The following is a 15053-nucleotide window of genomic DNA, read 5'->3' as shown; positions in this document are numbered from 1 at the left end:
CGGTAAGCCACCTGCGGCTTACCAATATTTGCCTCAACACTGAACTCACGCTTCATGCGATCAACGATGATATCCAGGTGCAATTCGCCCATTCCGGAGATAATCGTCTGGCCCGTCTCTTCATCGGTTTTTACTCTAAACGAAGGATCTTCCTGCGCAAGCTTACCTAGGGCAACACCCATCTTTTCCTGGTCTGCCTGCGTACGAGGCTCCACTGCAACCGAAATTACAGGCTCTGGAAACTCCATACGCTCAAGCGTAATCTTGTTCTCAATATTACATAGCGTTTCGCCAGTAGTAACATCCTTAAGGCCGACCGCAGCTGCAATATCTCCAGCCAATACTTCTTTTATTTCTTCTCGGTCATTTGCATGCATCTGCACCATTCGACCAATGCGCTCCTTCCTACCCTTAACTGGGTTATACACGGTATCGCCGGTTTTTAGCGATCCAGAGTAGACCCTAAAGAAAGTCAGAGTACCAACAAAGGGGTCCGTCGCAATCTTAAACGCAAGAGCAGAAAATGGAGCAGAATCATCAGCCTCTCGAGACTCAACAGTCTCGTCATCATCAAGCACACCCTCGATCGCTTTAACCTCTTCAGGAGACGGCAGGTACTCAACAACAGCATCAAGCATCGCCTGAACACCTTTATTCTTAAAAGCAGAACCGCCAATAACCGGCACAATCTCATTCGCCAACGTACGCTTGCGAATCGCCTGCTTTATTTGCTGCTCAGAAAGCTGCTCACCTTCTAAATAAAGCTCCATCAAGTCATCATCCGCCTCTGCAGCGGACTCAACAAGAAACTCTCTCATCTCCTCACACTCATCCAGCAGATCTTCAGGAATCTCTGCGTAATCAAAGGTCATACCCTGATCAGCTTCGTTCCATAAAATAGCTTTCATCTTAATCAGGTCAACCACACCTTTAAACTCGTCCTCTGCACCAATTGTCATTTGCAGAGGCACTGGCGTAGCACCTAGACGATCTTTTAACTGTTCGACTACCATTCGGAAGTCAGCACCTGTTCGGTCCATCTTATTAACAAAGACCATGCGCGGCACTTCATATTTATTAGCCTGCCGCCAGACCGTTTCAGTTTGCGGCTGCACACCTGACGAACCACACAAAACCACAACCGCACCATCAAGCACGCGGAGCGAGCGCTCTACTTCAATTGTAAAGTCAACGTGCCCAGGCGTATCGATAATATTCACGCGATGCTGATCAAACTGTTGCTGCATTCCCGACCAGAAACACGTGGTCGCAGCAGAGGTTATCGTGATACCTCGCTCTTGCTCCTGCTCCATCCAATCCATTGTCGCCGCACCATCGTGCACTTCACCTATTTTATGCGACAAGCCTGTATAGAAAAGAACTCGCTCCGTTGTCGTTGTTTTACCAGCATCAACGTGCGCACAAATACCAATATTTCTATACCTGGAAATTGGAGTCTTACGTGCCAATTTTTTATCCTCTTAAACCCAAAAAGGCCCGCATAAAATGCAGGCCATATAACACTCGTATACCTTAGAAACGGTAGTGAGAGAAAGCCTTGTTTGCTTCGGCCATCTTGTGAACATCTTCACGTTTCTTAACCGCTGCACCCTTACCTTCGGCTGCATCGATAATCTCACCCGCTAGACGCAAAGCCATAGACTTTTCGCCACGCTTACGAGAGTAGTCCACCAACCAACGCATTGCTAGCGCTACCTGACGAGCCGGACGAACTTCAACTGGAACCTGATAAGTAGCACCACCAACACGGCGAGACTTAACCTCTACCATTGGCTGGATAGACTCTAGCGCTTTATCAAACAGCTCTAAAGGATCTTCATGACCCTTTGCTTTAACAGCATCTAATGCACCGTATACAATTTTCTCTGCTACGGATTTTTTACCATGAACCATTACGTGGTTCATAAACTTTGCAAGCGTTTGATTTCCAAATTTAGGATCTGGAAGTATCTCGCGTTTTGCTACGACTCTTCTTCTTGGCATGACAAGCCCTCTTTTAACATCAAAGGTCTTCAGGTTCGCTCAGACATAAAACGAAATATTTCGCCAGTCCGACCTTACTCTTATCCTTCAATCAATTATCTCATTGTTAATTGAAATATTTATGACAATTAACGCTTTCAGACAGACCTAAGACTATCCCTTAGGACGCTTAGCACCGTATTTAGAACGACCCTGACGTCTATCTGCAACACCTGAAGTATCCAAGCTACCACGAACTGTGTGATAACGAACACCAGGCAAATCTTTAACACGACCACCACGAATAAGAACAACGCTGTGCTCTTGTAGGTTATGGCCTTCACCACCGATATACGATGTAACCTCGTAACCGTTCGTTAGACGAACACGACAAACCTTACGCAAAGCCGAGTTTGGCTTCTTAGGTGTCGTAGTGTATACACGAGTACAAACGCCTCGACGTTGAGGACAAGCCTGCAACGCGGGTACGTCACTTTTCGCGACTACACGTTTACGAGGCTTACGTACCAACTGATTAATCGTTGCCATGTAAGCAAACTCCAATATCTATATTTTTAAAAACCGTTTCATTACAAAACGTCAAACTACTATGCCGAAATTGCTGGCACAATAAAGTTGAGGGGCGCAAGTCTAATGACGCCCCCCTCAACTGTCAAGCAATGCGGTGATTTTTTGTTCACCGCACCTGCATCCACTTACTTAACAAGCAATTACTGCTTATTAAGCTCGGCACTCAATGCTGCAACAACATCCTGTGCACTTACACCCAAGCCCTCTTCAGCGATAGGTGCCAACTTCTGATCTTTCTTACGCTTACGCTCTGAGTGGTAAGCCAAACCTGTACCTGCCGGGATCAAACGGCCCACTACCACGTTCTCTTTCAAGCCACGTAAGTAGTCACGCTTACCTGTCACCGCACCTTCAGTCAGTACGCGCGTTGTTTCCTGGAACGATGCAGCAGAGATAAACGACTCAGTTGCAAGCGAAGCTTTGGTAATACCCAACAACTGACGCTCACACTGCGCAGGCATCTTGTCGTTCGAATCAGCCTCTTCATTAGCTTCCAAGAACTTCACATACTCAACCTGGTCACCCTTGATCAAGTCAGTATCACCAGACTGCGTAATCTCAACTTTACGCAACATCTGGCGCACGATAACTTCGATATGCTTATCGTTAATTACAACACCCTGCAAACGGTAAACGTCCTGCACTTCGTTAGTGATGTATTTAGATAGCTCCACAACACCCAGTAGGCGCAAAATATCGTGCGGGTTAGAAGGTCCATCCGAGATAACCTCACCCTTTTCTACTGTTTCGCCTTCGAATACGTTCAACTGGCGATACTTGTGAATCAATGCTTCATACGGCTCAGCACCATCTTTAGGCGTAATCACTAATCGCTTCTTGCCCTTAGTCTCTTTACCGAAACTAACAACACCAGAAATTTCAGCCAAGATAGAAGGCTCTTTAGGCTTACGCGCCTCGAACAAGTCAGCTACTCGCGGTAGACCACCTGTGATATCACGAGTCTTAGATGACTCTTGAGGAATACGAGCCAAGACGTCGCCTACTTCAACCATGTCGCCATCACGCATATTTAACAAAGCGTTAGCTGGCAAGAATACCTGAATCGGATTATCTGTACCTGGTAACAAGACAGGGTTACCATCTTCATCCACAAGCTGAACCATTGGACGAATATCTTTACCTGAAGATGGACGATCTTTCGGATCGATAATCTGGATATTGGATAGACCTGTTAACTCATCAGTTTGAGTCGTTACAGTAATACCCTCTTCCATTCCAACGAACTGAGCCTTACCACCATTTTCGGTAATGATTGGGTGCGTATGTGGATCCCACTTAGCAACCACACCACCCGCTTCGATCTTGTCACCGTCTTTAGCCGAGATCACAGCACCGTAAGGAAGCTTATACCACTCACGCTCGCGACCATGCTCATCAGCTACTGCTAGCGCAGAAGAGCGAGAGGTTACAACTAGGCAGCCGTCTTTACGCTCAATCGACTTCATATTATGCAGGCGGATCTTACCACCATGCTTAACCTGAATATTATCTACTGCAGATGATCTAGACGCCGCACCACCGATGTGGAAAGTACGCATCGTTAACTGTGTACCCGGCTCACCGATTGACTGCGCAGCGATAACACCAACAGCCTCACCCTTATTAACAACATGACCACGAGCCAAGTCACGACCGTAGCACTGGGCACAAACACCGTGTCGAGTATCACAGGTAATCGCTGAGCGAACCCATACTTCATCAACACCTGCCTTTTCTAGTTCGGATACCTTCTTTTCATCCAAGAAGGTGCCAACAGGCAGAACAACATTTTCTAAATCACCCGGTGCAAAGATATCTTTTGCTGCAACACGACCCAATACACGATCACCTAGTGGTACAACAACATCACCACCTTCAATCATTGGCGTCATTAACAGACCTTCTTTGGTGCCACAATCATCATTGGTCACAACAAGATCCTGGGCAACGTCAACCAAACGACGAGTTAGGTAACCGGAGTTTGCAGTCTTCAATGCCGTATCCGCCAAACCTTTACGAGCACCGTGAGTAGAGATGAAGTACTGAAGTACGTTCAAACCTTCACGGAAGTTTGCTGTGATTGGCGTTTCGATGATCGAACCATCCGGCTTAGCCATCAAACCACGCATACCAGCTAGCTGACGAATCTGTGCAGCCGAGCCCCTTGCGCCTGAGTCAGCCATCATAAAGACTGAGTTAAATGAGTCTTGCTCAACCGTCTTACCTTCACGATCAACGACGGTATCTTTACCGAGATTATCCATCATCGCTTTAGCGACTTTATCGTTAGCTCTCGCCCAGATATCGATAACCTTGTTGTATTTCTCACCGTGCGTCAGAAGACCTGAGGCAAACTGAGTCTCGATCTCTTTTACTTCAGCAGAAGACGCATCGATAATCGTATATTTCTCATCAGGTATAACGAAGTCGTTAACACCGATAGATGAGCCAGAAAACGTCGCTTGAGAAAAGCCTAAATACATAAGCTGGTCTGCGAAGATTACCGTATCTTTCAAACCACATACGCGATATGCAGTATTGATCAACTTAGAGATCGCCTTTTTAACCATCGGGCGGTTAACTAAATCAAATGGTAAGCCATCAGGAAGAATATCGAACAACATTGCTCGACCAACTGTCGTATCTGCAATCAACGACTTGCTTACATTGTTACCGTCTTCATCTTTGGTAACCTCTGTAAGACGAACTTTTACTTTCGCCTGCAAGTGAACTTTTTTCGCACCGTATGCTCTCTGAACCTCTTTAATATCAGAGAAAACCATACCTTCACCTTGAGCGTTTATACGCTCACGTGTCATATAGTACAAACCTAGTACAACATCTTGGGAAGGAACTATAATTGGCTCACCATTCGCAGGCGCAAGAATATTGTTAGTAGACATCATTAAGGCACGCGCTTCCAACTGAGCTTCTAGCGTCAGAGGAACGTGTACCGCCATTTGGTCACCATCAAAGTCAGCGTTATATGCCGCACAAACTAGTGGGTGTAACTGGATCGCTTTACCTTCGATCAATACCGGCTCAAATGCCTGAATACCCAAACGGTGAAGTGTCGGTGCACGGTTCAACATTACCGGGTGCTCACGAATTACTTCAGCAAGAATGTCCCATACTTCAGGTGTTTCACGCTCAACCATCTTCTTCGCCGCTTTGATGGTCGTAGCTAAACCACGATGCTCAAGCTTAGAGAAGATAAATGGTTTAAATAGCTCAAGTGCCATTTTCTTAGGCAAACCACACTGATGCAAACGAAGGCTAGGACCAACAACGATCACCGAACGACCAGAGTAATCAACACGCTTACCAAGAAGGTTCTGGCGGAAACGACCCTGCTTACCTTTGATCATGTCAGCCAAAGACTTAAGAGGACGCTTGTTTGAACCAGTGATAGCACGACCACGACGGCCGTTATCTAGCAATGCGTCCACAGATTCTTGCAACATACGTTTTTCGTTACGAACAATGATATCTGGTGCGCTCAGCTCTAGTAGTCGCTTCAAACGATTGTTACGATTGATCACTCGACGATAAAGGTCGTTCAGATCAGACGTCGCAAAACGACCGCCATCCAGGGGAACCAAAGGACGAAGATCTGGTGGAAGTACAGGCAACACCTTCAAGACCATCCACTCAGGGTTATTGCCTGAGCTGTGGAAAGACTCTAATAATTTAAGACGCTTAGATAGCTTCTTAATTTTTGTTTCTGAGTTAGTCGCTGGAATCTCTTCTCTTAAACGCTCAATCTCTTCTTCTAGATTGATGTTCTGCAGTAAGCTTTGAATCGCTTCTGCACCCATCTTAGCGTCGAACTCATCACCGAACTCTTCAAGTGCCTCGTAATATTGTTCGTCACTAAGTAGCTGACCGTGCTCAAGCGTACTCATACCCGGATCAATAACCATGTATGATTCGAAATACAATACTCGCTCGATATCACGCAAAGTCATATCTAAAAGCATACCAATACGTGACGGCAAAGACTTCAAAAACCAGATGTGAGCAACTGGGCTAGCTAGTTCGATATGAGCCATACGGTCACGTCTTACGTTAGCAAGCGCAACTTCTACACCACACTTCTCACAAATTACACCACGATGCTTAAGGCGCTTGTACTTACCACACAAGCACTCATAGTCCTTGATAGGACCGAAAATTTTGGCACAAAATAAGCCATCACGCTCTGGCTTGAATGTACGATAGTTAATCGTTTCTGGCTTCTTAACTTCACCGTATGACCAAGATCGGATCATTTCTGGAGACGACAAGCCAATACGAATTGAGTCGAATTCCTGAGTTTGATTTTGGTTTTTTAATAGGTTTAATAAATCTTTCATCGGTTTTGCTCCAATTGGAGTTATCTATCCGCGAACGCTTCATCTAGAAGCGCTCGCCTCCGCGTAATTGTTTGTATTGACTTGCGAACTACTCTGATTCCAGCTCGATATCAATACCAAGCGAGCGAATTTCTTTAACAAGTACGTTGAATGATTCTGGCATGCCAGGCTCCATACGGTGATCACCATCAACGATGTTCTTATACATCTTGGTACGGCCGTTAACATCATCAGATTTAACCGTAAGCATTTCCTGTAGCGTATAAGCAGCACCGTAAGCTTCTAGCGCCCATACTTCCATCTCACCGAAGCGCTGACCACCAAACTGAGCTTTACCGCCCAATGGCTGCTGAGTAACAAGGCTGTATGAACCCGTAGAACGAGCGTGCATCTTGTCATCAATCAAGTGGTTCAACTTAAGGATATACATATAGCCAACGGTAACTGGACGATCAAAAGAGTCCCCAGTACGACCATCATATAATTGAACCTGACCACTATCATCAAGACCGGCTAGACGAAGAAGCTCTTTAATCTGAGACTCTTTCGCACCATCAAAAGCAGGAGTCGCCATTGGAACACCACCGCGAAGGTTATGTGCCAGCTCTAGAATCTCTTCATCACTAAAGGTATCCAACGCTTCTTTCTTATCAGCAACACCGTTATAGATTTGATCCAGTAGGCCACGTAGTTCTTGCACTTCTTTCTGCTGTTTAATCATAAGGTCAATTTTCTTACCAAGACCTTTTGCAGCACAACCCAAGTGTGTTTCCAGTACCTGACCGACGTTCATTCGAGACGGAACACCTAGCGGGTTAAGTACAATATCTACTGGGTTACCATGCTCATCATATGGCATATCTTCAACTGGCATAATAACCGAGATAACACCCTTGTTCCCGTGTCGTCCAGCCATCTTATCACCAGGCTGAATACGACGTTTGATCGCAACGTAAACCTTAACTATTTTCAGTACACCCGGTGCGAGATCATCACCAGTCTGAAGCTTACCCTTCTTAACTTCGAAGCGCTCTTCCTGATCTTTACGACGATCTTCCAATTGCGCCTCTGCCTTCTCCAACATCTCATTTAGAGAGTCTTCAGACATACGAATTGTGAACCAATCGCTAGGCTCTAAGCCTTTAAGGTAATCTTCACTAAGGGTATCGCCCTTCTTCAAACCTGGCGCAGAAATTACAGACTGACCAAGCAAAGCTTTTGTAAGACGCTCATAAGTTGCGCCCTGAACAATGCGATACTCATCTTTCAAATCTTTACGGAACTTATCAAGCTGATCGTTTTCAATATCTTTCGAACGCTGATCTTTCTCAACACCGTCACGAGTAAAGACCTGAACGTCGATTACCGTACCACGCGTTCCTGTAGAAACTCGCAGTGAAGTATCCTTAACATCAGATGCTTTTTCACCGAAGATTGCTCTAAGTAGCTTTTCTTCAGGCGTTAACTGGGTTTCGCCCTTAGGTGTTACCTTACCAACAAGAATATCACCAGCACCCACCTCAGCACCGATATAAACGATACCCGACTCATCCAGCTTGGAAAGTGCGTTCTCACCAACATTCGGAATATCGGCAGTAATATCTTCGCTACCTAACTTGGTATCACGCGCAACACAAGTCAATTCCTGAATATGGATAGTTGTGAAACGGTCTTCTTGAACTACACGCTCAGATACAAGGATCGAATCCTCAAAGTTGTAACCGTTCCAAGGCATAAAGGCGATACGCATGTTCTGACCCAAAGCCAGCTCACCCATATCAACCGAAGGACCATCAGCAAGTACGTCACCACGAGAAATTTGCTCACCCTGCTTAACCAAAGGCTGTTGATTTATACAAGTATTTTGGTTTGAACGAACATATTTCGTTAGGTTGTAGATATCTACACCTGCGTCGCCTTGTGCAGTCTCATCATCGTTAACACGAACAACAATTCGGCCTGCATCGACACGTTCGATTACACCACCTCGATCTGCAACCACACATACACCGGAGTCCTGAGCAACAATTCGCTCAATACCCGTACCAACCAATGGCTTTTCAGCACGTAGGGTTGGAACAGCCTGACGCTGCATGTTTGACCCCATCAAAGCACGGTTCGCATCATCGTGTTCCAAGAAAGGAATCAAAGAAGCTGCTACCGATACTACCTGACGTGGTGACACGTCCATATAGTTAACCTTCTCAGGTGGCGTTACTGTAAATTCGTTTTTATATCGAACGTTAACAAGCTCTTCAGTTAGCTTACCGTCTTCACTAACAACAGCACTAGCCTGTGCGATAATGAAGCCACTTTCTTCAATTGCTGACAGATACTCGATCTCGTCTGTTACAACACTGTCAACAACTTTTCTATACGGACTCTCTAAGAAGCCAAAAGAGTTAGTTCGTGCGTAGGTTGCCAAAGAGTTAATCAAACCGATGTTTGGACCTTCAGGCGTTTCGATAGGACAAACGCGACCGTAGTGAGTCGGGTGTACATCTCGAACCTCAAAACCAGCACGCTCACGAGTCAAACCACCTGGGCCTAATGCTGATACACGACGCTTATGAGTCACCTCAGAAAGCGGGTTGTTCTGATCCATAAACTGAGATAACTGGCTAGAACCAAAGAATTCTTTAACGGCTGCAGCGACAGGCTTAGCATTGATCAAGTCTTGTGGCATTAGACCATCAGACTCAGCCATGCTCAAACGCTCACGTACAGCTCTTTCAACACGAACCAAACCAACACGGAATTGGTTCTCTGCCATTTCACCTACAGATCGAATACGACGGTTACCCAAGTGATCGATATCATCAACTTCACCCTTACCATTTCGAATATCGATCAATGTTTTCAAGACATCGATAATATCTTCATTTGACAGTACGCCTTCGCCCGTCTCATCGCTACGTCCGATACGGCGATTAAACTTCATGCGGCCTACTGCAGAAAGATCGTAGCGCTCAGAAGTAAAGAACAAGTTCTTGAACAGGTTCTCTGCTGAATCCTTAGTTGGCGGCTCACCAGGACGCATCATACGATAAATCTCTACCAGAGCTTCAAGCTGATTACTTGTCGGATCGATTCTTAGCGTATCAGACATGAACGGGCCGCAATCTAGTTCGTTCGTATAAATCGTCTCGAACGATTCGATACCCGCTTCAATAATTGTATCGATCACTTCATCAGTGATTTCGGTATTACACTCAACAACCAATTCGCCAGTTTCTTCATTGATCAAGTCTTTCGCTGTCACCTTGCCGTGTAGGTACTCACGTGGAACTTCAAGGTGATTACCAAGCTTCTCAAGCTGTCTGATATGACGCGCAGTAATACGACGACCTTCTTCAACGATAACCTTACCGTCAGCATCTTTAATTTCGAAACTTGCAAGCTCACCACGTAGGCGAGCAGGCACCAACTCTAGCTTACAGCTCTCGCCGGAAATAACGAATGCACTGGTATCGAAGAACATTTCAAGAATTTCTTGTGTGCTGTATTCAAGCGCACGTAGCAAGATCGATGCAGGTAGTTTACGACGTCGGTCAATACGAACAAAAACGTTGTCTTTCGGGTCAAACTCAAAGTCCAACCATGAACCACGGTAAGGAATAACACGAGCAGAGTGTAACAACTTACCAGAAGAGTGTGTTTTACCCTTATCGTGATCAAAAAATACGCCTGGAGAACGATGCAACTGAGAGACGATTACACGCTCAGTACCGTTAACAACAAATGTACCATTTTCGGTCATGAGCGGCATTTCGCCCATGTATACTTCTTGCTCTTTGATGTCTTTGATTGCTTTATTTGATGATTCTTTATCATAAATAATCAATCGAACCTTAACACGCAATGGAGCTGCGTATGTTACACCACGCTGAATACACTCTTTTACGTCAAATGCGGGTTCACCCAAACGGTAGCTCACATATTCTAATGCAGCATTACCTGAGAAGCTCAAAATTGGAAAAACTGACTTGAATGCAGCGTGAAGACCAACATCGTCACGAGACTCTGGGTCATTGTCACTCTGCAAGAAGCTTAAGTACGAGTCTATTTGAATAGACAAAAGATACGGCACATCCATGACGGTTGGTAACACGCCAAATTCTTTACGAATACGCTTTTTCTCTGTATACGAGTAGGCCATTTATATTCCCCAGTTTTGTGACTTAACGGTCTGAATTGTTGAACGGTTGACACCGTTTAATAACAGGCTATGTTTAGAAAGAGATACTTATTGCATGCTCAAGGCTTTGCCAAATATTCCTTTCTAACAAACCTTCTTATAGTTTGTTCTATGATGCTTGTTAGCATCAATATAATGAAAGCTATCTACTAACTAACAACAGAAAAAGGCCGGCAGCAAATGCTACCAGCCAATTTCGTTAGGATGCGTGTGCTTCTGCATGCATCAAATAACTATAATTATAGTTACTTAACTTCAACAGATGCGCCAGCTTCCTCAAGCTCTTTCTTAGCAGCTTCAGCGTCGTCTTTGCTAACGCCTTCTTTAACAGTAGATGGAGCACCATCAACCATTGCTTTCGCTTCTTTAAGGCCAAGACCTGTAAGAGCACGAACTGCTTTGATTACGTTAACTTTCTTGTCGCCAGCGCCTGCAAGAACAACGTCAAACTCAGTCTGTTCAGCGGCAGCAGCACCACCAGCGTCACCGCCAGCAGCAGGAGCAGCAGCTACAGCAGCAGCTGCAGATACGCCGAATTTCTCTTCCATTGCTTCAACTAGTTCAACAACGTCCATTACGCTCATTTCAGCGATTGCATTTAAAATATCGTCTTTAGATAGAGACATGGTCCCATTCTCCTAAATGTAAGTTATATAAAAAATAATTAAGCTGCGTCTTTCTTCTGATCGCGAACTGCTGCCACTGCACGAGTAACCTTCGAAGGAACTTCGTTGAATGTACGTGCAAGCTTGGTAATAGGTGCTTGAATAACGCTGGCCAACATGCCCAACGCCTGATCGCGCGTTGGCAACTTAGCCAAACGATCGATCTGATCTGCACCCAGTAGTTCACCACCAACCGCTAATGCTTTTATCTCGAATGCTTCTTTTTCTTTAGCAAAATCTTTCAACAAGCGCGCTGCCGCACCTGGATCTTCCAAAGAAAATGCAAGAATTGTTGGACCAACCAACGCTTCAGCTGCACATTCAAACTCTGTTCCTTCTACCGCACGCTTTGCTAAGGTGTTTCGAACGACACGAAGATAAACTCCGCCTTCACGAGCTTCTTTACGAAGGCCTGTCATATCATTAGCGTCAACGCCATGATAATCAGCCATCACAAGAGATAAAGCACCGCCAGCAACTTCGTTGACTTCGGCGACAATCGCCTTTTTGTCTTCGATTCCAATTGCCATTGGTTTTCTCCTCAAGAGAGTCAGCCGAAGCTGACCACTTAGTTCCACCCCCTGTTAGCATAAACAGGGAGCGACCTACGGCGGAGATACAACTCATTTAAGAGAGTCCACACACCGTCTGCGCAGGAGATTAAGTTAGCACTCTAAATTAATAAATAGCCAACACCTGCGGTCTTTGACAGCCCGAGCTAGGCTCAGACTCCAAAGTATTCTTTAACATATCTTCTTATGAAGACACTGAGCTCTGATCAATAAGTAGACCAGGACCCATTGTTGAAGAAAGTGTAACTTTCTTCAAATAAACACCTTTTGCAGAAGCAGGCTTAGCCTTCTTCAAGTCAGCCAACAATGCTTCGATATTCTGTTTAATCGAATCAGCTGAGAACTCAACATTACCAACGATAGTATGAACAATACCGTTCTTGTCAGTTCTATAACGAACCTGACCAGCTTTTGCATTTTTAACGGCAGTCGCTACGTCTGGCGTCACTGTACCAACTTTCGGGTTTGGCATTAGACCGCGTGGACCAAGAATTTGACCTAACTGACCAACTACACGCATTGCGTCCGGAGATGCAACAACTACGTCAAAATCCATGTTTCCAGCTTTAACTTCAGCAGCCAACTCGTCCATACCAACGATATCAGCACCAGCTTCTTTAGCTTTCTCTGCATTTTCACCTTGAGTAAACACAGCAACACGAACTGTTTTGCCAGTTCCATTTGGTAGTACTGTAGAACCTCGAACAGCCTGGTCAGATTTACGCGCATCAACACCTAGGTTGATAGCAACATCTACCGACTCAGTAAACTTAACACCGTTTGAAAGCTCAGCAAGCAAAGCTACCGCTTCTTCTACCGTGTACGCTTTTTCTGCTTGAACTTTTTCCTGCACCAACTTTTGGCGCTTTGTTAATTTTGCCATTAGTTAACACCCTCAGTATTAAGTCCCATGCTACGCGCTGTACCAGCAATAATTCTTACTGCAGCATCCATATCACCTGCATTTAAGTCAGGGTCTTTAGTTTTAGCAATTTCTTCTAACTGAGCGCGAGTAACAGTTCCAACCTTCTCAGTATTAGGACGACCGCTACCACTAGTGATACCAGCAGCTTTCTTCAACAGAATAGATGCAGGTGGGGTCTTCATGACAAAAGTAAAACTCTTGTCACTATATACAGAAATTACAACAGGAACTGGCAGACCTGGTTCAACACCTTGAGTCTGAGCGTTAAACGCTTTACAGAATTCCATGATGTTAACACCGTGCTGACCTAGTGCAGGACCAACCGGCGGACTTGGATTCGCTTTACCAGCGGCTACCTGAAGCTTGATATAAGCATCAACTTTCTTTGCCATTTTTTACTCCTTCGGGTTCAAACGCTTCAATAGCTCCCCGTATAGACAGAAAAAGCCCACTTTGCAGTTCGCAAAGTGAGCAGATAAAATCTTACTTGCTTAGTCTTTTTCTACTTGCCCAAACTCTAGTTCGACAGGGGTAGAGCGACCAAAAATCAGAACCGCTACTTTAACGCGGCTCTTCTCGTAATCTACTTCCTCAACAACACCATTAAAGTCTGCAAACGGCCCATCGATAACCCGAACCACTTCACCAGCTTCAAACAAGGTCTTAGGACGAGGTTTCTCTGCACCCGTCTCTATCTTCTGAAGAATCGTATCAGCTTCACGATCAGTAATTGGCACAGGTCTTTCAGCAGTACCACCAATAAAGCCTAACACTCTTGGAGTGGACTTAACCAAATGCCAAGCATCGTCGTCCATTTCCATTTGCACAAGAACGTAGCCTGGATAAAACTTACGCTCACTCTTGCGCTTTTTACCTTCGCGCATTTCTACCACTTCCTCTGTAGGAACCAGTATTTCACCAAATTTTGCTTCCAAGCCTTTCAAAGCAACCTGCTCTTGCAACGAGCGCATTACCTGCTTTTCGTAACCTGAATAGGCATGAACTACATACCAAGCTTTGGACATCGTGATTCTCCTACTACCCTATAATACTGGAAACAATCCAGCCGATCAGGGAGTCGACACCCCATAAAATAAGCGCAACCACTAACACAAAAACAACAACTATCATTGTCGTCTGGGTCAACTCTTGCTTAGTAGGCCATACAACCTTACGAATCTCTAAACGAGCTTCAGAGACCAACTTCGCAAAGGCCTGCCCTTTTGTCGTTTGAACGGCAACCCATCCAGCAACAAATGCCAAAACAAGTAGCGCAAGCACTCTGTACAACAGAGATTCTGCTTCAAAATAGTAGTTACCCACCACGCCCGCTGACACCAAACAAAGCACCAACAACCACTTCAGCGTATCTAGCGCACTACCTTCTTTCTCTACCTTTGCATTCATAATCGACGCACTAATAAGTATTCTGTTCCACTACCATTTATTACTAGAATAAATGGCAGGCCAGGAGGGAATCGAACCCCCAACCTGCGGTTTTGGAGACCGCTGCTCTGCCAATTGAGCTACTGGCCTATACAAAAGAAGGCAGCATCAAGCTGCCTTCCAAACATAGACTAAGATTATTCAACAATCTTAGCTACAACACCCGCACCTACAGTACGACCACCTTCACGAATCGCGAAGCGTAGACCTTCTTCCATCGCGATTGGCGCGATCAAAGTAGCTGTTAACTGTACGTTATCACCAGGCATTACCATTTCAACACCTTCAGGCAACTCACAAGCACCTGTCACATCAGTC

The 15053-nt window shown here is 45.3% G+C and carries 11 protein-coding genes, 1 tRNA gene and 1 pseudogene; all 13 read right to left on the bottom strand.

The features are described from left to right. Positions 1–1469: elongation factor G (gene fusA, locus A3756_RS09240; RefSeq protein ID WP_068553380.1), on the bottom strand; the 1469-nt coding region annotated here is incomplete at its 3' end. Between the two features lie 64 nt (positions 1470–1533). Beyond that, positions 1534–2004, bottom strand: a complete 471-nt coding sequence (gene rpsG, locus A3756_RS09235; protein ID WP_068509920.1) for a 30S ribosomal protein S7 — start codon at positions 2002–2004, stop codon at positions 1534–1536. A gap of 153 nt (positions 2005–2157) precedes the next feature. Continuing rightward, on the bottom strand, positions 2158–2532 hold the full coding sequence (gene rpsL, locus A3756_RS09230; RefSeq protein WP_068456027.1) for a 30S ribosomal protein S12: 375 nt from the start codon (positions 2530–2532) through the stop codon (positions 2158–2160). Between the two features lie 182 nt (positions 2533–2714). Next, positions 2715–6929 (bottom strand): DNA-directed RNA polymerase subunit beta', encoded by a 4215-nt coding sequence (rpoC, locus tag A3756_RS09225; RefSeq protein WP_068553379.1) that lies wholly within the window; start codon positions 6927–6929, stop codon positions 2715–2717. Between the two features lie 88 nt (positions 6930–7017). Continuing rightward, positions 7018–11088 carry a DNA-directed RNA polymerase subunit beta gene (gene rpoB, locus A3756_RS09220; RefSeq protein WP_068507426.1) on the bottom strand — a complete coding sequence of 1357 codons (4071 nt, stop codon included), beginning with the start codon at positions 11086–11088 and terminating at the stop codon, positions 7018–7020. A gap of 284 nt (positions 11089–11372) precedes the next feature. Next, positions 11373–11753: a 50S ribosomal protein L7/L12 gene (gene rplL / locus A3756_RS09215; protein WP_068507428.1), complete on the bottom strand. Its 381-nt coding sequence runs from the start codon at positions 11751–11753 to the stop codon at positions 11373–11375. Positions 11754–11791: 38 nt separating this feature from the next. Beyond that, positions 11792–12322: a 50S ribosomal protein L10 gene (rplJ, locus tag A3756_RS09210; protein WP_068507430.1), complete on the bottom strand. Its 531-nt coding sequence runs from the start codon at positions 12320–12322 to the stop codon at positions 11792–11794. 226 nt (positions 12323–12548) lie between these two features. Next, on the bottom strand, positions 12549–13247 hold the full coding sequence (rplA, locus tag A3756_RS09205) for a 50S ribosomal protein L1 (protein WP_068553378.1): 699 nt from the start codon (positions 13245–13247) through the stop codon (positions 12549–12551). Then, positions 13247–13681 (bottom strand): 50S ribosomal protein L11, encoded by a 435-nt coding sequence (gene rplK, locus A3756_RS09200; protein WP_068507436.1) that lies wholly within the window; start codon positions 13679–13681, stop codon positions 13247–13249. The genes rplA and rplK overlap by 1 nt, the downstream gene beginning before the upstream one ends. Before the next feature lie 99 nt (positions 13682–13780). After that, positions 13781–14314: a transcription termination/antitermination protein NusG gene (gene nusG / locus A3756_RS09195; protein ID WP_068507438.1), complete on the bottom strand. Its 534-nt coding sequence runs from the start codon at positions 14312–14314 to the stop codon at positions 13781–13783. 13 nt (positions 14315–14327) lie between these two features. After that, the gene (gene secE, locus A3756_RS09190; protein WP_068507441.1) at positions 14328–14696 is read right to left on the bottom strand and encodes a preprotein translocase subunit SecE; all 369 of its coding nucleotides are present in this window, start codon (positions 14694–14696) and stop codon (positions 14328–14330) included. A gap of 53 nt (positions 14697–14749) precedes the next feature. Further along, positions 14750–14825 (bottom strand) — tRNA-Trp (locus A3756_RS09185). 47 nt (positions 14826–14872) lie between these two features. Further along, positions 14873–15053 (bottom strand): annotated as a pseudogene (tuf, locus tag A3756_RS09180) (elongation factor Tu); the annotation flags it as partial.

The sequence above is a fragment of the Oleiphilus sp. HI0086 genome (assembly GCF_001635225.1).
This window is presented reverse-complemented; position numbering and strand designations above follow the sequence as displayed.